This window comes from Paenibacillus sp. ACRRY, from assembly GCF_022346995.1.
GTDB lineage: Bacteria > Bacillota > Bacilli > Paenibacillales > Paenibacillaceae > Paenibacillus.
The window spans coordinates 13828-38233 of sequence record NZ_JAKRNM010000003.1; the positions used below are offsets into that span (position 1 = coordinate 13828).

Annotated in this window: 20 protein-coding genes and 1 pseudogene; 14 read left to right on the forward strand and 7 right to left on the reverse strand. The window is 47.9% G+C overall.

Features of this window, described 5'->3' with window-relative positions; translation table 11 throughout:
- The first annotated feature begins 20 nt into the window (after positions 1 to 20).
- Positions 21 to 1163, forward strand: coding sequence for a glycerate kinase family protein (locus MH144_RS13670; protein WP_239300826.1), 1143 nt, complete (start codon positions 21 to 23; stop codon positions 1161 to 1163).
- Positions 1164 to 1276: 113 nt separating this feature from the next.
- On the opposite strand, the gene MH144_RS13675 is transcribed toward MH144_RS13670, so the two are convergent.
- Positions 1277 to 2323, reverse strand: a complete 1047-nt coding sequence (locus MH144_RS13675; RefSeq protein ID WP_239300828.1) for a CdaR family transcriptional regulator — start codon at positions 2321 to 2323, stop codon at positions 1277 to 1279.
- 108 nt (positions 2324 to 2431) lie between these two features.
- On the reverse strand, positions 2432 to 2818 hold the full coding sequence (locus MH144_RS13680) for a winged helix-turn-helix transcriptional regulator (protein ID WP_239300830.1): 387 nt from the start codon (positions 2816 to 2818) through the stop codon (positions 2432 to 2434).
- Positions 2819 to 3058: 240 nt separating this feature from the next.
- Between MH144_RS13680 and MH144_RS13685 the strand changes: the two are divergent.
- Together MH144_RS13685 and MH144_RS13690 are read left to right on the forward strand one after the other, a co-directional pair.
- Positions 3059 to 3797, forward strand: a pseudogene (locus tag MH144_RS13685) (SDR family oxidoreductase).
- A gap of 226 nt (positions 3798 to 4023) precedes the next feature.
- Positions 4024 to 8025: a DUF4073 domain-containing protein gene (locus MH144_RS13690; protein ID WP_239300832.1), complete on the forward strand. Its 4002-nt coding sequence runs from the start codon at positions 4024 to 4026 to the stop codon at positions 8023 to 8025.
- 111 nt (positions 8026 to 8136) lie between these two features.
- Here the strand turns inward: MH144_RS13690 and MH144_RS13695 are convergent, their stop codons facing one another.
- Entirely contained in the window at positions 8137 to 8703 is a 567-nt protein-coding gene (locus MH144_RS13695) for a GbsR/MarR family transcriptional regulator (protein ID WP_239300834.1), read from the reverse strand.
- Positions 8704 to 8903: 200 nt separating this feature from the next.
- Here MH144_RS13695 and MH144_RS13700 point away from each other — a divergent pair, with 200 nt between their 5' ends.
- The 7 genes from MH144_RS13700 (at position 8904) to MH144_RS13730 (ending at position 15859) form a co-directional block, all read left to right on the forward strand.
- The gene (locus MH144_RS13700) at positions 8904 to 9779 is read left to right on the forward strand and encodes a carbohydrate ABC transporter permease (RefSeq protein ID WP_095360264.1); all 876 of its coding nucleotides are present in this window, start codon (positions 8904 to 8906) and stop codon (positions 9777 to 9779) included.
- 5 nt (positions 9780 to 9784) lie between these two features.
- Entirely contained in the window at positions 9785 to 10693 is a 909-nt protein-coding gene (locus tag MH144_RS13705; RefSeq protein ID WP_239300836.1) for a carbohydrate ABC transporter permease, read from the forward strand.
- Positions 10694 to 10726: 33 nt separating this feature from the next.
- Positions 10727 to 12103 (forward strand): ABC transporter substrate-binding protein, encoded by a 1377-nt coding sequence (locus MH144_RS13710; protein ID WP_239300838.1) that lies wholly within the window; start codon positions 10727 to 10729, stop codon positions 12101 to 12103.
- Positions 12104 to 12117: 14 nt separating this feature from the next.
- Positions 12118 to 12885, forward strand: a complete 768-nt coding sequence (locus MH144_RS13715; RefSeq protein WP_239300840.1) for an HAD family hydrolase — start codon at positions 12118 to 12120, stop codon at positions 12883 to 12885.
- A complete protein-coding gene (locus MH144_RS13720) occupies positions 12882 to 13217 on the forward strand; it encodes a DMT family transporter (protein ID WP_239300842.1) in 336 nt (111 codons plus the stop codon). The genes MH144_RS13715 and MH144_RS13720 overlap by 4 nt, the downstream gene beginning before the upstream one ends.
- On the forward strand, positions 13217 to 14218 hold the full coding sequence (locus MH144_RS13725; RefSeq protein WP_239300852.1) for a metallophosphoesterase family protein: 1002 nt from the start codon (positions 13217 to 13219) through the stop codon (positions 14216 to 14218). The genes MH144_RS13720 and MH144_RS13725 overlap by 1 nt, the downstream gene beginning before the upstream one ends.
- A 180-nt stretch (positions 14219 to 14398) precedes the next feature.
- The gene (locus MH144_RS13730; RefSeq protein ID WP_239300854.1) at positions 14399 to 15859 is read left to right on the forward strand and encodes a carboxylesterase/lipase family protein; all 1461 of its coding nucleotides are present in this window, start codon (positions 14399 to 14401) and stop codon (positions 15857 to 15859) included.
- A 127-nt stretch (positions 15860 to 15986) separates the two neighbouring features.
- Here the strand turns inward: MH144_RS13730 and MH144_RS13735 are convergent, their stop codons facing one another.
- The gene (locus MH144_RS13735) at positions 15987 to 17153 is read right to left on the reverse strand and encodes a VanZ family protein (RefSeq protein ID WP_239300856.1); all 1167 of its coding nucleotides are present in this window, start codon (positions 17151 to 17153) and stop codon (positions 15987 to 15989) included.
- Between the two features lie 259 nt (positions 17154 to 17412).
- On the opposite strand from MH144_RS13735, the gene MH144_RS13740 reads away from it, so the two are divergent.
- From MH144_RS13740 to MH144_RS13750, 3 genes are all read left to right on the forward strand, one after another.
- Positions 17413 to 17754: a zinc ribbon domain-containing protein YjdM gene (locus MH144_RS13740; RefSeq protein ID WP_239300858.1), complete on the forward strand. Its 342-nt coding sequence runs from the start codon at positions 17413 to 17415 to the stop codon at positions 17752 to 17754.
- Positions 17755 to 18174: 420 nt separating this feature from the next.
- Positions 18175 to 18987, forward strand: a complete 813-nt coding sequence (locus tag MH144_RS13745) for a class I SAM-dependent methyltransferase (protein WP_239300860.1) — start codon at positions 18175 to 18177, stop codon at positions 18985 to 18987.
- Between the two features lie 174 nt (positions 18988 to 19161).
- Entirely contained in the window at positions 19162 to 20223 is a 1062-nt protein-coding gene (locus MH144_RS13750; RefSeq protein ID WP_095360258.1) for an LLM class flavin-dependent oxidoreductase, read from the forward strand.
- A gap of 119 nt (positions 20224 to 20342) precedes the next feature.
- Here MH144_RS13750 and MH144_RS13755 read toward each other — a convergent pair whose 3' ends face one another.
- Positions 20343 to 21002, reverse strand: coding sequence for a TetR/AcrR family transcriptional regulator (locus MH144_RS13755; protein WP_239300862.1), 660 nt, complete (start codon positions 21000 to 21002; stop codon positions 20343 to 20345).
- Positions 21003 to 21196: 194 nt separating this feature from the next.
- Here MH144_RS13755 and MH144_RS13760 point away from each other — a divergent pair, with 194 nt between their 5' ends.
- Positions 21197 to 22012: an SDR family NAD(P)-dependent oxidoreductase gene (locus MH144_RS13760; protein ID WP_239300863.1), complete on the forward strand. Its 816-nt coding sequence runs from the start codon at positions 21197 to 21199 to the stop codon at positions 22010 to 22012.
- A gap of 44 nt (positions 22013 to 22056) precedes the next feature.
- Here the strand turns inward: MH144_RS13760 and MH144_RS13765 are convergent, their stop codons facing one another.
- Together MH144_RS13765 and MH144_RS13770 are read right to left on the reverse strand one after the other, a co-directional pair.
- The gene (locus MH144_RS13765; RefSeq protein WP_239300864.1) at positions 22057 to 22554 is read right to left on the reverse strand and encodes a hypothetical protein; all 498 of its coding nucleotides are present in this window, start codon (positions 22552 to 22554) and stop codon (positions 22057 to 22059) included.
- Positions 22555 to 22602: 48 nt separating this feature from the next.
- On the reverse strand, positions 22603 to 24363 hold the full coding sequence (locus tag MH144_RS13770; protein WP_239300865.1) for a cellulase family glycosylhydrolase: 1761 nt from the start codon (positions 24361 to 24363) through the stop codon (positions 22603 to 22605).
- Positions 24364 to 24406: the final 43 nt, after the last annotated feature.

Genomic DNA, 24406 nt, shown 5'->3' on the forward strand with positions numbered 1-24406 from the left:
ACAAGGATGGGGTGAGAAGAATGGGAGAGAAGACATTTGTACTGGCACCGGATTCATTCAAGGAGAGCATGACGGCGAAGGAAGTCTGTATTGCGATGGAAAAAGGATTGCGTAAAATCTACCCAACCGCCAGTTACATCCATGTGCCCATGGCAGACGGCGGAGAGGGGACCGTGCAATCATTGGTGGATGCTTCGAATGGTGCCATTCACCAGAAAGAGGTAAGTGGGCCGCTTGGTCAACCGGTCATGGCGCAGTATGGCATTCTGGGCGACGGCACAACGGCAGCCATTGAGATGGCATCAGCAAGCGGCATTCATCTGGTAAGCCCGGACAGCAGGGACCCGCTCCGCACGACCACTTACGGAACAGGAGAACTGATTCGGGCATGCCTGGATCTTGGCATCCGCAAAATCATTATCGGAATTGGTGGCAGTGCCACCAACGATGGCGGCACTGGCATGGCTGAGGCGCTCGGGGCGAGGTTTTTGGATGCCCAAGGGCAGCCACTTACCCGTGGCGGTGGGGCTCTGAACGAGTTAACCCATATCGATGTGTCGGGGCTGGACCCGCGTTTGCAGGAAGTGGAGCTTATTGTAGCCTGTGATGTGACCAATCCGTTATGCGGAGAGCATGGTGCTTCAAGGGTATTTGGGCCGCAGAAGGGGGCTACACCGGAAATGGTACAGCTGCTGGATGCCAATCTTGCTCATTATGCCGAAGTGGTGAAACAGCAGCTGGGCAAGGATATTCGGGATGTTCCGGGTGCAGGGGCAGCGGGTGGACTCGGTGCAGGATTGCTGATTTTTACCCAGGCTATTCTGCGTAAAGGCATCGAGATTGTCATCGAGTACACAGGTTTGCAGGGCAAGCTGGATCATGCAGATGTGGTGTTTACAGGTGAGGGCGGTATCGATTTTCAAACGAAATTCGGCAAGACTCCGTATGGCGTTGCACAGGCTGCCAAGAAAGCGGGCAAACCGGTCATCGCCATCGCAGGGTACGTTGGTGAAGGCATCGATACGCTGTACACGGAAGGTATTGATGCCGTATTCGGTATTGTACCGGGCGCAGCAGATCTGGGTAAGCTGCTTCGCGAAGGGCCGGAGAATGTGGAGCGGACCATGGAGAATATTGCGAGAGTGCTGAGGTTGGGTTTGTGATTTAGATGATCTGTAGGGATGAAATGATAAACGAGAATATAACGGAGACGGGTTGCGGATCTGCCAGAGTGCAGATGCTGCATGCCCGTCTCTCTTTGTTATGATGGCTGGTGTCACTGATGAAGTGAGAGCAGGCCATGTGTAAGCTCGATCAGTTCCAGCCAGTTGTGAGGGTCTCTGCCCGTAATGCTCTCTATGCGTTTGAGGCGATACTGCAGCGTATTGCGATGAATGTTGAGATCAGCAGCGGTTGTGGTCATGCTGCCGCTATGGTGGATGAAGCTGCGCAAGGTTTCCAGCAGATCTGCGTAATCCTCCAGCCTACTAATGATATTGGCTTGAGACGTCAGGCGAGCTTTGCTGAAACTTACCAGAAAGTGCACATCATCATAATAGAGGAGAGGAGTAGCTGGCTGAAGTGCCATCAAAATATTCATGACGGATCTTGCCTGCTCATAACAAACGGCGACGTTGGGTTCTTTTCGGCTGACCGAAATATAGCAGTGAGGCTGTTCTTGACGTATTCGCACAAGGAGTGAATCAAGATCTGTTTCACTTTGAATCATGATAATCTGTGCATCACCTTCGTCCTCTACGGAGAAAGAGGGAAACTGCAGCAATATTTTGCCTATACTTTCATTGAATTCAGGAGCATTTCCAGTAGCCTTGATGTGGAGGAGGACAGTTGGAAGCTGCAGATCGAGGTTGTACTGCAAGGCTTCCTTCCTAAACTTCAGGGAATAGGAGCCGTAATGATTCAGCAGGCGTTCCAGAAAGGCCTTCTTGCGCGATGTTTCATGAGCCAGGCTTTCCAGTTGGTTGCGTTGTTCAATAAGGAGTGCAACTGTTGTCCGTACAATATTACAGAACGGACGGACCTCGTCCGGATGGCCAGAGATTCCGATGACACCCACATGCTGGTTGTTGATCGTAATCGGTTCATTAGTGCCCATTTTCTCTAATTTCCCGTCCTTCCAGACCTCAATTCGGCTTCCTGTTGTCAGTGCCCGAACAGCGCCCTGATGAACAGTTCCGACCCGCTCTTTCTGGCCGCTTCCAATAATAATGCCCTGTTCATTCATGATATTGATGTTATACGGAATGTCCTGCATCATTTTATCGACGATTTCCTGTGCCTGTTTCTCGGTAAGCTGCAGCAACGCTATCCCTCCTTCCCATTCATTCATATCATCCACATTGTGCATATGAACGAAATTATAAATGATTGATAAGGCTTACACAAATGCTTCGAGTTACTATACGTATGCTCAGTCGTCATTTTGAGGAGATGGTTGCACATGTAATTCTTCACTGGCCGAACCTATAGTTCCGTTTAAATAGTCCATATGTGCCTTCCCCCAGCCGCACATGCCATCCAAAAGTGATCCGATCGTCTGTCCGTGTTCAGATAAGCTGTATTCAACTTTTGGTGGCACATCCCCATAAAGTGTGCGAACGATGATGTGATCCTGTTCCAGCTCTCGCAGCTGTTTCGTTAAGGTTCCTTGAGCTACATCGGGAATCAGGCGTCTTAACTCCCCGAATCGCTTCGTTCCTTCTTTCAATAATATAAATAAAATTAGCGGTTTCCATTTCCCGTTGATCGTCTCCAGGGTAGTCAACACACCTTGTAATCTTGGTTCCTGTAAATTCATAGTATTCACCTCGAAATATAGACCAATGTATAACTCCATCATACCTGAATTTTTTGTTCATGACTTGTCTCCACGTACAAATTAATGAAGTGATGTATCCATTGGAACGCCTCAATAGTACGAATATTCGTACTAGGTACGATTGAATTGCGTACTATTCAGCCGCGTGCATTTCCTCAATAATGGACAAAAACGTCGAGCAGACAAGACATTCCGACGAAGAGAAGGGGAAGATGAAGAATGGATTCATTCACATTGAAGAACAAGCGTGTCGTAATTATCGGGGGAAGTTCAGGCATTGGACTGGCTACGGCGATTCGTGCGGCTGAGTCTGGAGCTCATGTCATCATAGCCGGGAGATCCGCTGCCAGACTGGAGGAAGCGGAAGAGCAAAATTAAACGCGTTGTAGAGAGAGTTGGAGAGGTGACCATAGAAAGCTACGTATTGGATAATCAAGATGAACAGCAATTAGAGACATTCTTTGATCATATTGGAGCTTTCGACCATCTGTTTACGCCAGGGGCTGCTTATACTCGCGGACCACTGACTTCAGACAGAGAAACGGCTGAAAGCTCCTTCATCGGAAAGTTCTGGCCTCAATATTATGCAGCCAAATATGCAGCTCCATATATCTCGGCCACGGGTTCGATTACGCTGATGTCTGGAGGATTTAGTCAACGCCCGTTGGATGGAGGGGCCTCCTATGCAGCATGTAACGGAGCAATTGAAAGTCTGGGCAAAGCACTTGCGGTAGAATTGGCACCTGTCCGCGTGAACGTGGTATCTCCCGGAACCATATGGCGGGAAGGACAAGAAGGAACGCCGAGGGGCGAACATTTCGAAGATTATAAGCAGCTCTCCCTCTTAAAACGTGTTGGATATAACGAGGAGATTGCACACACGGTCACGTATCTGATGACCAATACATTTACGACAGGCAGCACGTTATTTGTGGATGGTGGCTACACGTTAATTTGATGGCTCGACAAAGAGAGAAGTAGGCCTTCAAGATTATATATTGATAAAAATATGATGAAAAATGACGAAAAATATAGAGATCCGACCTGATTTTTACCTTCAGGAAGGATCTTTTTCCATTTTTTAGATCGATTGTTCAGAATCCGTTCAGAGTTGTGTACTACAATAGACCTAAATTGCGGGCCATTTGAATTAAATGGAATAGAGAAGGGGAGGATACAGGTTTATGTTTTACAGAAAGCTAGTAAGCTGTTTATTAGTTGCAGTTCTGTTTTTGCAGGTTGTTGGTGTAGGAGGGGCAAGCGCGGATCTTGGTCCAACTCCATTGGAACAATTAAATGCAATCAGAAATTCAGTTCAGGATATTGAACAGGCTATTCCACAAGTTCAAAGTCTCATAGAGAACAGCAGTCTAATCGATGATAAAACAATGCTCTATGATGGGCTGGATGAAGAACAAAAGAGGGAACTGGCACGAGGAATGACTCTATTGCTGCCAATTGGGACAGATTATGTGAATCAAAATCAAGCTAACGACATTTTCTTCTTCTTATGCTTTCTAGTAGAATTGCCTAAAACGATGAATTCAAGTGAAGCACAGTTTTTTTTGGATAATATATATAATTTTTATTTTAGTCGGGCCAGAGATTTCCTACCTTCTGAACAAGCACAACCAATGGTTGAGGCGAGTGCTGCCTACAGCATGCTAAGAGGTGCTGATAAGGAAATATTCACAAATATTGTGATGTTTGGACCTGCTTTAGGTCAATACCAAACACCCATTGATTATAAGGGTCAGATTGAATTACTGAAGGAGCTAATGTCTGATTATCTTCCAATTAACAGACCCATCACTGGATCAGACATGGATGCTGCACTGAATAGTCTCTATGCACACTATCAAATGACTACAATGTTCGGCATGAGTCCCAATGCTACAGTTCAGCCTTTTCCAATCAACATGGAGGAGATGTCTACCATCCAGAGTAATGAGCAGAGACGGGCGGAACTGGCAGAATGGATGATTTATAAGAGACCCGGCGTTGAAGGATACAATACCGCAGCAGAAGTACAAGCCGCCTTCGACGCATTCTTCGCAGTGGCTGCACCAACAGTGACAGCGGATGATGAAGCCAATGCAATTGTAGGTGCGGACGATACAATGGAATACAGCACGAATGCAGGCTTAGTTTGGTTTGTTTACAGTTCTACTAATCCTCCTCAATTTGATGGTGCCCAAACGGTATGGGTACGTGTGAAAGCAACTGAAAGTACTCCAGTAGGTCCTTACGTGACATTGACCTTCACCGAGAATAGAGGAGCAGATCCACTTGAGGCACTAAACTTGGCAAAAAGTAATGAAGATGTAGCCGGCGTGCTCGCAGCAGTTCAAGACCCACAAGTCGGAGTAATTCTCCCTCAGGATTTTGGCAACTGGACCAAGGATGAGAAAGAATCCATGGCTGAGTTTCTAACGCTTATGAACGGCAGCAAAGGTTATGTAAGTAAAGATCAAGTGCAATATGTGATTGACCTGGTTGTTTACCCTCGGAACCTCCTTGAAACGCGTGATTTGCTGAGCGTGGAGCAGAGGATTACAACGTATTTTGACAAGCTGAGAGGTCTGCCTGACGTATTCAGTGGAAATATGGATTCCAGCATTCCGGAGTACTATAGCATCGGGAAAAAGTATAATAAGCTGTCGGCAGTAGATAAGCAGATTTTGGCGTACAATATTAAATTCGATATTATACGCAGTTCATTATCAGTATTTAAGTATAGTGAGCAGTTATCTGCTAATCTTTCAACGTATGGACCAATTAACAGTCTGACTAGTAAACCTCAAATGTATAGTGCACTGGTACGTCTTCGTTTATTACAGAAGGAATCAACACAGTATAACCGTGATTTGTCTACAACAGAATATATGGATGACTTCCCGCTTAACCTTAGTAAGATTGATGACATTACCAATGAAAAATATCAAGAACTCGCCCAGTGGATGATTGATAAACGTCCAGTGGAAGGTTACGCAGACTACCAGGCAATTCAACAAACTTTCAATGCTTTCTTTGGCCCATTATCACCATTGGAACAATTGAACGAGGCAGTGGATGCAGAAAATGTAGATGAGGTTCTATCTATTATCCGCAACAGCCCTGAGCTTGTAACACTTCCTGCAGGTTTCAATGATCTTACGCTTGAAGAGCAGTTAGCTGTAGCTCAAGCTGTGATCGATTTGCTTCCTGATAAGTATGATTATGAAAATGAAGGACAAGTAAGATATACCGTTGAGCTGGCATATGAAGCTGTGCTTGCCTATAAGGCAACCACTCAGGCCGAGATGCAAAATCATTTGGATCTTTTCTATTTGAAGCTTTCTCAAGTCAATGAATATATCTCAATAGAAGATTTCGAAGATTATGAAGAATTCAGAGTGCTTAGCAAAAAGTATGTAGATGGATCTGTTGTAGATCAGAAATTGATCGCTTATATGGCTCGCCTCATCTTCAAAGAAGAGGGTCTGTCAGTGGATAAGGCTGTGCTCGGCATGGTTATGATCTTGACCATTTCTCCGTCCCTTAATGTAAACACAACAGACGAGATGAGCCAGACCTTGTTTACACTTCTGATGATTCAACAAGAGGTGGAAGAGTACAACAAACAATCAGATCATGAAAAACTGGATGACTTCCCATTGAATTTCTCGAAATTAGCAGATGCATCGATTGATGAGTCTAAGATCGAAAAACTCGCACAATGGATGCTGGACAAAAAACCGGCTAACGGTTATGGAAGCTATGCCGAGGTTCAATCCGCATTTGACGAGTTTTTTGAACCTAAGACCCCGGTGGTCACTCCGCCAAGCAGTGGGGGAAGCGGCGGTGGTTCTTCATCCACACAGGTAACATCAACGCCTGCAACAAACCAAGAAACACTTACAGTAGATGTGAATGGTGCCAACGGAACCAATTTGGTGAAAACAACAATTACACGCACAACAGAACCAAATGGTAAAGTGAAGGACCTTGTAACGATGTCTGAAGCGACTGCCAAGGAATCCGTAGAAAAAGCGAAACAGCTTGGTATGGATACAGCGCGCATCGTGATTCCGGATGCCAAAGATTCCGTATCCGAGACTCGCGTTGAACTGCCAAAAGCAGCGGTAAAACAGCTGAATGACGGCGGACTTAAGCTGGAGATCTCGACAGAGAGTGCAATCATTTCGATTCCTACAGCTTCGACCGCTGGTTTCGACCAAGACTTGTACTTCCGTATCGTGCCAATGAAGCAGGAATCCGAGCGCAAGCAAGTGGAAGAACGCGCGAAGCAAGAGCAATTGATTCAGCAAATTACGCCTGATGCAAATGTAACCGTACTGGCTCGTCCAGTCGAAATCGAAACGAATATGCAGAGCCGTGAAGTAACCCTGACATTGCCACTGCGTGATAGTCTGCCGACAGATGCAGCAGCACGTCAGAAGGCCTTGGACAACCTGGCCATCTACATTGAACACAGTGACGGTACCAGAGAGTTACTTCAGGGCAAGCTGGTTCAGCTGAACGATGGCAGTGAAGGCATCGAATTTACAGTAAGCAAATTCAGCACGTTCACGCTGGTTGTGGTCGATGGACTGAAAGCGGCAGAAACGACGAACAAACCGTATATCAAAGGTTTTGGTGACGAGTTCCGTCCAGATGCATTCGTGACTCGTGCACAAATGGCAGCCATGCTGGCGCGTAACCTGACAGATCAATCTAAATCTATGATTTCCGGTAAATTTGCCGACGTAGCATCAACTCACTGGGCAAACAGCGAAATTGCACAAGCTCAATCCGCAGGCATCATGAATGGCATGAGCGCAACTCAATTTGTACCAGAAGGTTCGATCACACGTGCGCAGATGGCGACGATTGCATACCGCTGGATGCAGCAGCAATCGGGCAGTGCATCCGCAGCAGCGGAAGCCAGCGCATCCTTTACGGATGTGTCCACAGACTCCTGGGCTGCTGAAGCAATCGCGTATGTACAATCTTCTGGCCTGATGACTGGATACACAGATGGTACGTTCAAACCGGATAACCAATTAACCCGGGCTGAGGCAGTAAAAGTATTAAATGTATTGTTCAAGCGTACACCAGCAGCGAGTACAGGTTCACAATCGTTCTCTGACGTACCCGCGTCTCACTGGGCATACGCAGATATCGAAGCTGCAGCACAGCAATAATTAGCTGTACAATTGAAAATAAATAAGGCCACCCGAAAGGGTGGCCTTATTTATATTTAAAGAACGGAATGTATCTTATTAGTTAGATGCAAATTCTACATATTTACTGCTTTAATCATGTTCAACAGGAGCTTTGCCATAAAAACCACCATCCCGCAGCTGGTTCACAAATTCCTGCAGCCACTGATAATACTGCTCCGCATGCTGAAGTTTATGCAAGTCCCGCAAAGCTTCCTCCCGTTCCTCTGGCTTGGTTGTTCTGGCGAGGATAATCTCGGATAACTCCGGGATGACTTCCTGAAGACTCTCCTGCATAACGTCAATTTCCCGTTGGAGTTTGGCGCCAAAGAAGTTTTGAAATGTACGGAAAAAGTCTGTTTCCGCCAAATAAAGATCCTGCCGCTCGCGCTTTTCCTCCAGTTTGTAAACCATCTGTGACTCCGTAAGAGAACGGACCGCATAGCTCATATTGCTTTTGCTCATGTTCATCGACGTCTTCATTTCTTCCAATGTCATGGGCCGATCCTCGAAATACATAATGCCATACAGCTGGCCAAAGGAATGATTAACTCCGTATAAATCCATGGTATGGGCAATGGCGTCTATGACTTTCTCCCTGAGTTCCTGCCGATAGGACACCACCGTAGGCTCCTGTTCCCCGGCCAATTCTTTTCCCACAATCTCACCTCTGATATATGGATGGGATTTCCTTTTACGTCTTCATATTTTACATGACTTCCTGTGATTTTAACATAACCCGGAAATTGATTTTTCAAATGTATTATACAATCATTTTTGTACAGAAGAGAATAGAGAGCGTTTTTAACCGAATTTATCCCTAATGTTAAATAAAAATTGAACGACGAGGAGTGTGTGAATTGCGTGTGAAATTATGGAGGGAAACAGAGGCAATTCTGTTCACCCTTCCCGCTCTGGTCCCGCTGCTTGTTTTCTGGATGGGGCCACTGGGATACATCGTTTACCTAAGTTTTACGGATTGGGATTTTATGAGTCCGGACAAGCTGTTCGTTGGTTTGGAGAACTACAGTTATCTGCTGACCAACTCCGAGTTTTACAAGTCGCTCAAGGTGACCCTGCTGTTCGGATTAGGGAGTGTAATTCCTACTATCGTTGGCGGATTGGCACTGGCCATGCTCATGAACAGTCGAATCAAATCATCCGGTCTGTTCCGAACGCTGCTGTTTTCCCCTTGGGTTACACCGACGGTAGCCGTATCCATTGCATGGTCATGGATATTTGAACCCGAGGTTGGACTTGCCAACTTGATGCTGGGCTGGGTCGGCGTATCTCCCATCGGCTGGCTTAGGGATGCGGACTGGGCACTAGTGGCAGTGCTTATTGTAACGCTGTGGAAATCCATTGGCTGGTCCATGGTATTCTACCTGGTTGCACTGCGTAACCTGCCATCCGATCTGCTGGAGGCCGCATCCATTGATGGTGCAGGAAGCTGGGACAAGTTTCGAAGCATTACATTGCCATTGATCTCGCCAACCACGTTCTTCCTGTCGATCATTCTGACGATCCAGTCCTTACAGGCCTATGATCAGATCAATGTAATGACGCAGGGGGGACCTGCCGGATCAACAAGAACACTGCTCTATATGTATTATCAGTCTGCGTTTGAATCTTTCAATGTAGGCGAGGCATCGGCCATTGCTGTTGTCATTATTCTGATCTGCGTACTGCTGTCGGGTGTATCGTTCCTGCTCAGCAGACGCCTGGTGCACTACTAATGGACATGACCGCGATAAGTAAACAAACAAGTAAAGGTTCGAGTCGTGAAAATACGCAAAAAGAAAAGGCTCCCCGTGTGGGAAAAGTACTAGGTACCGCCATCCGATATCTGCTGCTGGCGTTTATCAGCCTGGCGATGGCCTTCCCTTTTTACTGGATGGTGATCAGCGGCTTCAAGACCAATGATGAGATCTGGCAATTCCCGCCGACCTTCTGGCCCGAGACGTTCCGCTGGAACAATTATGTGGATGCATGGCAGTCGGCCCCATTTGCCCGTTACATGCTAAACAGTACAGGTGTGGCGGCTGCGATCTGTTTATTCCAGATCATCAACTCCAGTATGATGGCTTACGCCTTGACTCACATGCGTTTTCGAATGAAGGGCATACTCACCGGACTTATTCTCGTCGGGTATATGATCCCGAGCACAGCAGTTTATCTGCCCAGTTATCTGGTTCTCAGCGAACTCAGACTGCTGGATTCCTATACAGGCCTGATCGTATCCAACTGTGTCAGCGTGTTTTCCATTTTCCTGATTCGTCAGGCATTCATGCAGGTGTCTCATGAGCTTGTGGAAGCTGGACAGCTCGACGGTGCATCGCACTTCCGCATTTTGTGGACCATTATAGCTCCACTGGTTCGCTCGACATTTGCCGTAATGGTATTGATTACGTTCATCGACCAGTACAACAACTACTTCTGGCCAATGCTGATAACGAAAGACCCGAATCTGCAGCTGGTATCCGCAGGTCTGCGCAGTTTCTTTGTAGAAGGCGGAGCCTATGGACTCGCGTGGCCGCAAATAATGGCGGCTAGTGCGTTCACTATTGCACCACTGCTCATTCTCTTCCTGTTTACTCAGAAAACGATCATGCAAAGTGTAAACATGACGGCTGGCGTAAACAAAAACTGATTTTTACAACATATTTATATAGGAGGAATCACAATGAATTGGAGTCTGGCGAGTACAGCGTGGAGGAAAAAATTGAAACTCAGGTGGAAAGGCGGCATGTCACTGGTACTGGCGGCGAGTTTTGCCCTCATTACGGCTTGTGGTTCCACAGCGGACAGTGGTTCAGGTACAGGATCAGATGCAGCAGCAAGCGGGGCAGATTCGGCGTCCAGCGGTCCGGTGGAGATTGAGTTTTGGTACGGCCTGGGAGGTAACCTGGGAGATAACATGAAAAAAACGATTGATGCCTTCAATGCCTCGCAGAACGAGGTTGTCGTGAAAGGTATTGTACAAGCGGACTATACGGAGACGGAACAAAAGCTGCAGGCAGCGATTGCTTCCAAAAAGGTACCCGCAGCTGTACTCAGTGCCAATATGGACTGGGCTCGCAAAGGATATTACGCATCCATGGACGAGATGATTGCTGCCGATCAGGACTTCAATAAAGAGGACTACGTCCAAACCTTCCTGGATCAAGGCAAAGTGGACGGCAAGCAGTACTTTTTACCGATGTACGGAACCACTCAAGTCATGTATTACCGGATGGATACCCTGAAGGAGAATGGGATCGACCCTGCAAGTCTGACAACATGGGAAGCGCTGGCGGAAGCTGCCGCGAAGATGACCAAGCAGGAGAGCGGCAAAACGACCTTCTACGGCTGGGAACCGATGTGGGGCAACGAAAACATGGTTGATGCCGTACTGGGCAAAGGCGGGCAAATTCTGAGTGATGACGGCAAGACCGTGATGATCGATTCACCGGAATGGGTAGAGACATGGGAACTGTTCCGCAAATGGATTCACGATGACAAGATCATGGGCATTCACTTTGGCGGACAAGGCTGGGAGTACTGGTACAAAACGATTGATGATGTCATGAAAAATAAAGCAGCAGGCTACACCGGCTCCAGCGGTGATCAGGGCGACCTGGACTTCAGTATCGTGGCAGCCATGGAACAACCGGGCTGGGAAGGTGTAGGACAAGGCAAACCGGTAGCAAGTGCAATCATGGCCGGAATCCCGGCTGCAGCAAGTCCTGAACAGCAGCAAGCGGCATACCAATGGCTGACGTATTTCTCGGAGACGGCCAATACAGCGGCTTGGTCCATGAACACAGGGTACATCGCCGTTCGCCAGTCTGCGCAGGAAGATCCGGATTTCAAAGCATTCAGTGAAGAGAATCCACAGATCAAGGTTCCTCTGCAGCAAGCAGCGCATGCTTCCGCTCCATTCCAGGATCCAACTGGTGGCAAGATCAACGAAGCATTGAAGGATGCGGCAGACCAGGTGCAGATTAACAATATGCCTGCTGAACAGGCCCTTAAGGAAGCCAAGGAAAAGGCTCAGAAGGAACTGGATCGAGTGAAATAAGGAGCTTAAACAAGATGTCTGAATTAAATTTGGGAAACCTGTCTACCCCGATTGAGGCCATTCTGTTTGACAAGGATGGAACCCTGCTGGATTTCACGGTGATGTGGGGGTTCTGGACGGATTGTGTCATGGAGAACTTCAGGGAAGAGCTCACCGCACGTGGTCTTCCGTTCGACAAGGACGAAATCCCCCATATTTGGGGGACACGCCACGACGAGAAGGGCCGGATGAATGGATATGATGTGCGGGGACCCCTCGCCATGGGCACCATGGAGGAAGTCTATGCCGTGCTGACGTGGCATGGGTACCGTGCAGGGCTGAGCTGGGCAGAAGCCAAAATCATTGTGAGGGAGTGTCTGTTGCAGGCGGAATATGCCATGAACAAGGCACGTCCCGTCCAGCCCCTTCCGGGTGTGCGTGCATTTCTGGAGCAATGCCGAGACAAGGGTTTGAAGATGGGGGTAGTTACTGCAGATGAGACGGAGAGTGCTCTCCGTCATCTGCAATGGATGGGTATCGAATCCTTTTTCTCCGTAGTGGTGGGAACCGATCAGGTTGTACGGGGCAAACCGTTTCCTGACATGTTATTGCTGGCCTGTGAGCGCATGGGTGTCTCGGTTAGCGAATCTGTTGTGATTGGGGATACGGACGGGGATATGGAAATGGCCCGCTCTGCAAGGGCAGCATGGAAGATTGCCGTAGGTGATCCTGAACAGATCCGACTCTCCGACCTGACGGTACGGTCATTTCATGAACTGCTCGAAGTTGGGGTGACTGGATGACGAGCCATGCCTATACAGGATGGGTATTGCTCGCGCTGGCCATCGGACTGGAATTGAGCGGTACGATTCTAATGCGAGTTTCCGATGGATTTACCCGCCTGTGGCCTTCTATTCTGATGTTTGTCTGTTATGGGGCAAGCTTTACCTTGTTGAATTTTGCAGTGAAGTATATGCCTCTTGGGGTTGCCTATGCAATCTGGTCGGGGGTAGGCATTACGCTGATTGGAATTGTAGGACACTACTTTCTGGGAGAACGCCTGAAGACGATGTCCGTCGTCTGGATGGGCTTTATCCTGATTGGCATTATTGGACTGAAATGGAGTGATTCCTGATGGAAAATGAACAACAACGTGAGCAACCGCTAGTCAGCTTCCAGGTCATCACGGACACTCATGTGAGAGATCAAGCTGATCACATTTACAACCGTCATCTGGAACAGGCACTAGCCGACATTACATCGTATGCCAAGGGCAGCAGCGGAATCATGCATGTGGGCGATGTAACGGATCGCGGTCTGCCGGAAGAATACAAGGAACTGGAGCGTATTCTGGATATGTACCGGAATGTACTACCGGAAATACGTTATACCGTAGGCAATCATGATATAGGAGCCATCCTCAGGCAGGATCCCCCGATTAATCTAACCACAATGACATCTCATGAGGTCAGTGAAGTGTTGGGCCATGTAGATCGGGTGTGGGAAAAGGAAAGCGAAATTACAGATGCCCTTATGACAACGGAAGGCATCTGGGAGAAACGATTGAATGATTTCACCGCCATTACAGGCATGAAAGGTTCATATCACGACCACTGGATTGAAGGTTATCATTATATCTTTTTGGGTTCGGAGCAGCCCCATCCGAAGGACTGTGATATGTCTGTAGAGCAGCTGAATTGGCTCGAGTCAGCATTATTGGAACAGGCATCTCCTGACCGGCCGATCTTTGTCTTTTTGCACCAGCCGCTAATGGATACCGTAGCGGGTTCGATGAAAGATCAGGGGTGGTTTGGTGTAAACCAGGATGCTGAGGTTAAGGCCATTTTAAGTCGCCATCCTCAGGCAATTTTGTTCTCGGGGCATACCCATTGGCAGCTGGAGGCACCGCGCACCATGTACGAAGGTGGTGGTCATTTGCCAGCGATGTTTAATGCCGCATCTGTAGCGTACTTATGGACGGATGAGGATGAGCATCTCGAGGGCAGCCAGGGTTTACAGGTGGATGTGTATACCGATCAGGTCGTCGTCAGAGGACGTGACTATGTGACGGGAACTTGGATTGAGGGTGCAGAGTATACGATCCCATATCCGGTGAAAGTACAGGTCGACATGTAGTTTAATAGAGCATAGGAGGCTTCGCCCGATCCCTTGGCGGAGTCTTCGTTGTGTGCATAAAAGTTCCACGTGAAACGTATGTAAACGGGTCCTTTTGGGTAAACTTGTAAATTGGTCTTGCGGGGCTCTATACTCAATAGTATGTAGAACATTTGATAGCAGAGAGGATGTATACGCCACATGAGAGAACTTCAAGTTAACACAGGGTACGGTACGGTTGAGGGAGAACATCTGCATGGAACGAGTGTATGGAAAGGCATCCCTTATGCCAAACCGCCAGTGGGCGAATTGCGCTTTCAAGCTCCGATTCCGCCTGAATCCTGGGATGGAATCAGGGAAGCGAAGCAGTTCGGACCTGAAAATATACAGCCAAGACATCATCAAGCAGAAGGGATATTCGGAGAGCCTCCTGCCGAGTCGGAGGACAGTCTCTATCTGAACATCTGGGCACCGGAAAAGGAAAGCCATCATCCTCTCCCCGTTATGGTATGGATTCATGGGGGTTCATTCACTTCGGGTGCGGGAAGCCAGCCCTTGTATGATGGAACCCATCTGGTATTGCGTGGCGATGTCATCGTTGTAACCATTAACTATCGTCTCGGTCCTCTTGGATTCATGCATATGGCCCCGCTTGGGGAAGGATTTGCAACCAACGTGGGCCTGCTGGATCAGATTGCTGCCCTGCAGTGGGTGCAGGATAACATCGCAGCCTTTGGCGGTGATGCGGGCAATGTTACTGTATTTGGTGAATCTGCCGGCAGTATGAGCATTGCTGCACTGATGGCCATGCCGGCGGCCAAGGGATTGTTCCACCGTGCCATTATGCAAAGTGGAGCATCGCAGTTCATGCCTGCAGAGCAGGCTGCTGAGATCCGAAGCGGTGTATTGAAGGTTCTGGGCGTAACCCAGGATGATCTGCATAAGTTGAAAGATATCCCGGCGGAGCAGATTCTTGCTGCTGGCGAAACGGTCAAAAAACACAGTGGTGCTGCCATGGCTTTGTTGTTCCAGCCCGTATTGGATGGAGTAACGCTCCCGCAGTCTCCACTTGAGGCTATACGTGCGGGAGCCGCCCAAGGCATCCCTGTATTGATTGGAACTACCCTGCATGAAGGTGCACTGTTCATTCAGCCGCATGTCCCTTATTCGGAAGAGATTGATATGGTGCAGGCCGTCGACTTCATGACGCCGGATCTGGAGAATCGTGCAGCGATTGCGGACAGCTATCCCAAAACGGCAGATGGACAGGCTCAGGTCATGACCGATCTGTTCTTCTGGCGCTCGGCGCTTCAATACGCAACTGCTCAACAGAAATATGCCCCCGTGTGGATGTACCGCTTCGATTGGGTTATGCCGGAGCATCCATTGCTGAGAAAGTCGATCCACAGCATTGATATCTTCTTTGCATTTAACACACTGCATGCGCTGAAATCCATGAACGCCGAACCGGATGCAGCAGCTGCAGAACTGGCGGGCAAGGTGCAGGATGCCTGGATCTCCTTTGCCAAGAATGGCCGTCCCGAAACGGCTGGTGTAAACTGGCCTCCTTATGAGGAGAATCGCGCGACGTTGATCTTTAATCATGAAATTGAAATTGCGCATGACCCAGAGTCATCCAAACGGGAACTGCTTGGCGTGTAAACGAGCCAATTATAGCGTCATGGTACACAGATCAAAGGCGTCTTCCATCATGCTTGATGGAAGACGCCTTTTTTTGCGCCCATTCATTACACTGCTGCTGACCGAAGTGCCAAATCTACTGCTCAATTCACTTACGGGAAGCTCTGATATTGGATACATGATCACAATAGAATGATCGGCTGCCTCTAGAGAACAGTACCCATATGACGTGAATGAAGAGTGCTCCGAACATGAGCATATAGAGACCGATCATTCCAATCGAGATCCATACTTTATACGGCTCAAGGCCCGAGTCATTATTGACAAAGGCAAAATCGTTGATAAGCCGAATCATGGTAAAAATGAGCCATGGCACATAAAGCGCGAGCCAGCGTTTAAACAGCGATGGCATGGAAGGTTTCCCTGTCTGCCTGCGAACATACCGGAAGCGCATAAGTGCGGAGCCTGGCGTGTTGCCATCCCGGACACTCGGAATAAAGAACAATACGATGAGCATCGCGATGGTTGTGTTCGCTGCACTGTTAATGACATGGGCACTGGATAGACTGAAGATCGAGAGCAGATTCGATAGAAATACCACCACAACACCGTCGATGATGAGTGCGAGCAGCTGAGGGATGGGGAACACCTGGTTTTGCTCCACAATTTGCTCACTTTTTGCCTGAATGCTGGCACGTGACGGGAATAGGGCAAGCAGGATCGGAGCTGCGAAGAATCCAAGTACCGCTCCTGACGTATTCGACAGCAGGTCATCGACATCAAACAGTCGATAAGGGCAGTCGTAATAGCCGTAGAATCCGGTGATTTGTGTAATCTCAAAAAACAGGGAAAGACCAAATCCGCCAAGCAGGGCATATTTCCAGTACGATCTCTTTTGAAAAAAATACCGGATATAGACGCCCAGAGGCATAAGCAGCAGCACGTTAAACAGAATTTGCAGAAAGGCCCTGCCTTGGATCATCCCCATGTAGGTGGACGGCTGGGACCAGACAATCGGTGTTTCTTTCATAATATCTTTGACAAAAGCAAAGGGAACGAGATTGTAATATACCGTATCAGCTGCCTGCTGGGCACAGGTATTGCGGGTCGTCGGAAAGGGCAGGATGACGAGACAATACGCAGCGAGAATATAAAAGATGAACGAAAAACTGACGGCAAAGCGTGACCAGCTGAAGAAGCCGTCTTTGCGATAGCCATAAAGCAGCCACGGAACAAGTAAAAACATGGCAATGATCACGAATATAAAGAAAGCTGTTTGTACAGGGAAAACATAAGAAGACATGGACATAGGCATGACAAGAAACTCCTTTTGAAAAATATATATGAATCTGAATCTGAATTTGATATGTCATGGAAATCTCTCCCGGATAGATATATCGTATAGGATCCGTTTTAAAGTAAGGAGAGGTGAACCTTAAATTTTGTTTAAATTCCATTAACCGAACGCAGAATGGGGCTAACATGGATTTAACGTGATCAATTCGCTGGAGGGAACATGAGGAATCCCGTATACTTGTGAGAAGCCCAAAAAAGGAATGGAGAGTTTAAACGATATGTCCAATTTACCTAACTGCCCCAAATGCAATTCCGAATACACATACGAGGACGGTAATCTGCTGGTATGCCCGGAATGCGCATATGAGTGGACGTTGGAATCCGAAACTGAGAGTGCAGAAGAAACCAAAGTAGTACGTGACTCGAACGGCAATGTTCTGAATGATGGAGACACCGTGACAGTCATTAAAGATCTGAAGGTGAAAGGTAGCTCGCTGGTTGTCAAACAAGGAACCAAAGTCAAAAATATCCGTTTAATCGACGGTGACCATGATATCGACTGCAAAATCGATAGTTTGGGTGCGATGAAGCTGAAGTCTGAATTTGTGAAAAAGATCTAGAAGGTTACATAGTGTATTTCCATGAACGAATCATTCGGGATGAATTGACAGGAAATATATGGATGATATATACTGTCTAAAATTTAACAGGCAAACGCAATGATCAGGAGTACTAAGGACGAAGGCTGGCTCAGAGAACTGCCGTATGGTGCAAGGCAGTCCAACCTATCCCCAACTCGCCTGTGAGCGGCAGGATTGAGCAGCAGTCAGACGGACTGAGATTAGATCCTGACGGCTAACCCCCGTCATCAGGCTCCTGAGTTTCTGTGGCCCGGTAGAGACAGAGAGATCTGTCATTGGCATGGTTCATGGATGAAGAAGAGTGGTACCGCGAAGGTCATACCTGTCGCCTCTTAGTTGAGGTGGCAGGTTTTTTGCATTTTTTGACCTCAATATGAAAAAAAGGAAGGTGTCGGAGGAATGACAAGAGACCGCGTCATTGACTATTACTCTGGGTTTGACGAGTGGGGAAGACTGGAGCGGGAGCCGCTGGAGTTCATCATTAACATGCATTACATCAGGGCCCATCTCCCTGCAGTGGGACTTGTTCTGGATAATGGCGCAGGGCCAGGGAAATACGCGATGGAGCTTGCGAGGGATGGATACCGAGTAACCCTGTCAGACTTGACACCTGCTTCCGTGGATATCGCAAGGCAGAAAGCTGAGGAATATGGGCTGACGAAGCAGTTCGAGGGATTCCACGTACTGGATGCAACCCGTCTGGAGGGGATGACTGACAATACATACGATGCATCGCTGATGCTGGGCCCGATGTATCATCTCCAGTCTGAACAGGAGCGGGTAGCGGCTGTGAAGGAACTGCACCGGGTAACGAAGCCGAATGGAATGGTGTATATAGCGATGCAAAGCCGAATGAGAATGGGCATTACTTCTCTCCAGTCTCCCCAGCAATGGAGACCAAATGATCATATGGGTGCCATTCGTGCTTTTGTGGAAAAGGGGACATTCGACCATCAGGATCAGGGACGATTCACAGGGGCTTATTATTTTAACATTCAGGATATTCAACCATTCATGGAGCAGCACGGATTCAAAACGGTGAATCTGATTGGATCATCCAGTCTCGGAGCCATGCTCACAGCAGAACAGCAGCAGTATTGGAAAGAGCACGGGGAGTATGAGGAGCTGATCCAATTCATGATTGAGAAGGCCGAAGATCCTACCATTCTGGGGATTTCCTCTCACCTGCTGTACATCGGGACCAAGAAATAATCATGGATGTCACAGAAATAGAGAATAATATTTCAAAATCATGCCCTCTGGAGTAAGAGGGCTCTTGTGTTTTTCTTCAAAATAGTTCAATATTAAGATACATAACAAAAGGTGATCTACTTACAATAGGTTAGATGAACGACGGATCGCTTCATAAACAGGGAGGAACAGAACATGGAAATCGGAATTAGTACCTTTGTAGAGACAAATCCGGATGTGAAAACCGGAGAACTCATAAGTCACGCACAGCGTATTCGTGATGTTGTAGAGGAGATTGTCCTGGCTGACGAGGTCGGTCTGGATGTATACGGCGTAGGGGAGCATCATCGTGCCGACTATGCGGCTTCATCCCCGGCGGTGATTTTGGCAGCAGCAGCTTCACAGACCAAGCGCATCCGGCTGACCAGTGCCGTAACTGTACTGTCTTCGGATGATCCGGTACGGGTATTTCAGGATTTTGCAACGCTGGACGGCATCTCGAATGGACGTGCAGAGATTATGGCGGGCCGGGGTTCGTTTATCGAATCCTTCCCTCTATTCGGCTATGATCTGAATGACTACGACGAGTTATTCGATGAGAAACTCGATCTGCTGTTAAAGCTTCGTGATTCGGAAAAAGTAACCTGGGAGGGCAAGCATCGTCCTTCCTTCAATAATCTGGGCATCTACCCGCGCCCGGTACAGGAGAAGCTGCCGGTATGGATCGGAAGTGGTGGTAATCAGGAATCGGTTGTCCGCGCAGGTCTGCTCGGTCTGCCGCTGGTACTCGCGATTATCGGTGGTCGTCCGGTTCAATTTGCTCCACTGGTTGAGTTGTACAAAAAAGCTGCAGCTCATGCAGGGCATGATGCTTCCAAACTGACAGTGGCATCACACTCTCACGGTTTCATCGCGGATACGATGGATGAGGCTGTTGAGAAGTTCTTCCCACCAGCACAGGCTGTCATGAACATACTGGGCCGTGAACGCGGCTGGGGACACTACAGCCGTGCAACATTTGATGCGGCACGCAGCCTTGAAGGTGCATTGTACGTTGGTGACGTAGAGACGGTGGCTCAAAAGATTATTTACCTGCGCAAGGAAGTTGGCATCACACGCTTCATGCTGCACACCCCTCTCGGTACGATGCCGCACAATGAGGTGATGAGAGCCATTGAATTGCTTGGTAAAGAGGTCGCTCCAATCGTTCGTAATGAAATTGCACGTTGGGAAGCGGAGAATGGTGAAGCGCGTTAATTCTGCTCGCCCATTGAGTAGAGAAATTAGAATATCAGTTGTATTAACGTAACAAAAGGAGTAGAGGCACAGCATACCAAGCTGGGTCTCCACTCCTTTTTTTGTGTTTCGGACGATCATTATTTATTGGTGTCTGTTCCAAAGAGAGATTGAACAATCATAGATAGCGTATGATCATAGAGCTTTTTGGCAGCGGCCTCACTCTCCAAGTGGCCTCCAAGGTACAAATGAATGACACCGTGCAGGGGGGCCCAGATCATTTGAACGGCAAGCAGGGAATCTTTCTCCTGAAGCATCTCCTGCTTATTTGCAGATTCCACCAAATTAATGAGTTGCTTCATCGCAGTTGCGGTTCCTTCCAGACTCTCTGCATCCGGTTTGAACTCGGCAAACGATCCGCCAAACATCAGCTGATAGAAGCTGGATTGCGTCATGCCGAAATCCCAGTAGGCATAGGCGAGTGCACGAAAATGCTGTTGGTATGAAGTTTGCTGCGGCACTACCTCAAAAGACTTAGACAGGAGTATGCACCCCTCCAAATAGAGATATTTGGCTAGCCCCTCTTTCTTGCCAAAGAGATTATAGATGATCTTGGTGGAGCACTCCATCCGTTCTGCCACTCGTCGTACCGTGACCGCTTCAGGCCCGTGTTCCTGTAATAGTGCAGCAGCAGCATGCACAATATTTTGTCGTAGATTTTCGGAATGCTGGAGTCTTGCTTCCTGAAAAGTCGTTACTGTATGAATGGATTCCTTAGAATTTGATGGGTGATCTTTCATTTATGTTCATCCTCGTAGCGTTATATTTGTTTTCTAATGGAAACTGCGTTTCTTATGAGTATTCTACTGTTTTGTGTCTGATATCGTCAATTTTCCGAATGTGAATTGACAGGATTAAAAAATGGAGATACTATGTTTTTATTAGGAAACAGTGTTTCCAATAAAAAACGATTGTATAAAAAGGTGGATGAAAAATGAAAAAGACTCAAAATCAATGGGCACTAATCACTGGAGCTTCCTCGGGTATCGGACAGGCTTTTGCATTGGAAATGGCATCAAAGGGAAGTCATGTTGTGCTTGTGGCCAGATCAGAAGCAAAACTGAAGCAACTGGCAGAACGCATAGAACGAACATATAAAGTGAGAGCAGAGGTCATCGTAGCGGATCTCTCTGAAGTAAATGCACCACAGCAGATCTATGATGAATGTAAAAATCGGGGCATACGGGTGGATACCTTAATCAATAATGCAGGCTTTGCAACACATGGTTGGTTCGAACAGGTGAACGGCTTACGTCAGCAGGAAGAGATCATGCTTAATGTACTGGCTGTAACTAACATGACCCATCTATTCCTGCCGGCGATGCTGCAAACGCGCAATGGAACGGTGATTAATGTCTCTTCCACGGCAGCCTTCCAGCCTGATCCGTTTATGGCTGTATACGGCGCAACCAAATCATTCGTTCTTTCTTTCACAGAGGCATTATACGAAGAGAATAGACAGCGTGGAGTTCGCTTTTTGGCCATATGTCCCGGTGCGACAGAGACGTCTTTCTTTGATGTTGTAAACGCCGAAGAAGCCTCTGTTGGAAAACGGGATACACCTGAGCATGTGGTAGAAGTGGCGATGAAGGCATTGGAATCGGGTAAGCCCTATGCTGTGCCGGGTGCATCGAATTACTGGACTGCTCAACTGGCCCGTGTTTTACCACGCAGACAGATCCTGCGCGTGGTTGGAGGGATGTTGACTCCGCGTCCTCAGAATGGCAAATCACAGAGGGCACGGGCCTGAAACATAGAAAAAACGCTGGCAGCATATATCCTTGCTGTCAGCGTTTATGTCATAACCATTTTTATTATGCCATATAAAATGCTGGCTCCTGCTGCACCAAGGGCAATCAGCTGTATTTTCAGGCCTAATCCATCAAAGCTGAATACTTTCGGAAGCAGCCAGTATAAGCTGATCATTGTCCAGAACGCGTACAAGACTGCTGCAGTTAGCAGCTGTCTCCCGGAGATTTCCCTGATCGCGGAACCCAGCATGCCAGGAAAGGTTGCATTACCAATCATTTTCAGATTCCAGTAGGAGAGAAGAAAATAAACAAGCACAACACCCATCGTTCCCACGATCATTAGCGTATCCTTGCTCAGCAGTAAACTGCCAAGAGTCCGGGACCTGTTCTTCATTTCTCCGAAACCGACCAGGAAAAAAATGAATCCTACCACCAGTCCTACACCGGCACCTGCCGTGCACAGTGTATGCAGAATGATACCGAGGATGCCCATTGCCCATAACATGTCATCACCTTCTTCAACAGCCTTACGAATTTCCACCCGCAGAATATACCATGCTGTCCATTCTACGCCTGAATGTATGGCTCATCAATGAAGGGTCTTCCCTGTTATCAGATTCCCGCTTTTGACCACCGTATAGTGAATGACCTCACCGCTCCAGAAATGAAAGGCCAGATCAATCTGCCCATTATGCAGTTCACTCAGCCATTCCGGCTGCAGAATCAGTTGATTTGTTTCATAAGAAGGTGCAAATGTAGTCAGGAATTCTTTGTAAGGAGTCCAGTTCTGCGGAGCAGTAAACTCTCCAGAGGAATAGACGGCTTCCATGGTGGCGAGCTGATCACCATGAAAGAGCGTTGGTATGGAGAAAGCCTCTGTAGTACCGAATGCATTCTCCAGCTCGGGCTTGGCCGATACGACAAACTTCCATGTCCAGTCTGCGCCTTGATTGAACTTCGCCGTGATGATGGCCTGTTTGCCGAGCTGGTCGCCCTTGCTAACCATACGGGATAATGCATCTGCTTGGATAACCAAAGTGCTTCCGCTGAATGAATAGTCTGCGTTAGGTTTCAATGGCTGTTCACCCGCATAGAGCGATACCAGTTTGTTTCCGTTTAACTTGATTGTCAGCTTCGTATCCTGAATAGGCTCACCTTGTCTCAGATACTGCAGATCCCGATCGCCAACAGCAGAACGACCTGTCCAGCCTGCCTGAATCATCTGGAACAGAGCCGGATCGGACCACACATACGTTTCCCGGTTTAGATGCTGGCCATTGTCCCACAATATGGACGTGATCTTTTTGTCCTTCAGCTCATGGCCGATAAATTCGAAATATTTTAGCTTCTCGCCCTGTTCAATAACATCCGTATGTTTATCGAATCCCAGAAGTCCATATTCACCGAGAATGACCGGAATTCCCTGCGTGACGAGTGTCCTGTATATATTGTTAAACGTGTTGGCAGCATCATTTTTGGTATCGGTATCAAACGTGGTATGCCCTGCAATATTGACGCTAAATGGCCAGTAACCATAGTAATGCACGGTGGCAATCAGGTTCTTGTCTTTCAGTACAGTGATGCTACGCCTCAGACTGTCCAGCCTAGCCTGTGTCGGTGAACCCTCAAGTGTAGGCAGCAGAAGTGGGCGCTCTTCGTTATTGCCACCAGTGCTGCGAATTAGCTTCACAAACGTCGTGTTCAATTCATGCAAAAGGGCAAGCTGCCGTGGCTCATCAATGTTGCTGCCAGCTCCCATGTCATCCGCCTGAGTGATTCCTCGATTGAAGCGTGGTTCATTCACACTTTCGAACATCAGCCTCAGTGGAGCATCCTTGAATTGATTCGCAATTTGGGTCCACACCGCAGTGTAACGAGCAAGTACCTGATCATGATCAGTCTCCAGCTGGCTGATCCAGAGATAAGAATCATGATGGAGATCAAGCACGACGTACAGATTGGCATCAAATGCCCATCCGATCACTTCCTGAACCCGTGCCATGTAAGAAGGATCTATCTGGTAATCCGGGGCGGCACCAATATGCTGGTCCCAAGTTACAGGAATTCGGATGCTTTTGAATCCCTGTGCTGCAATGTTCCCGAATAATTCCGGAGTAACGCGCGGATTGCCCCAGTAGGTTTCATCCGGACCTACCGTATCGAGTGAATTGCCCAGGTTCCATCCGGGCTGCATCTGATCCACAACCGTTTGCAGTGGGCCAAAAGCGGTCGTTTCATGCTGCCGGGCAAGCTCAGATTGAGCTGCAGACGCAGGTAATGGCAGCAGGATGAAAAGACAAATGGCGATGCATATCAGTGAAATGGAGATAGGGCGACTAGGTAATTTCATGAAGGCTCCTTTAGCTTGGGTATTCTTATTATGTTTTCGCCCT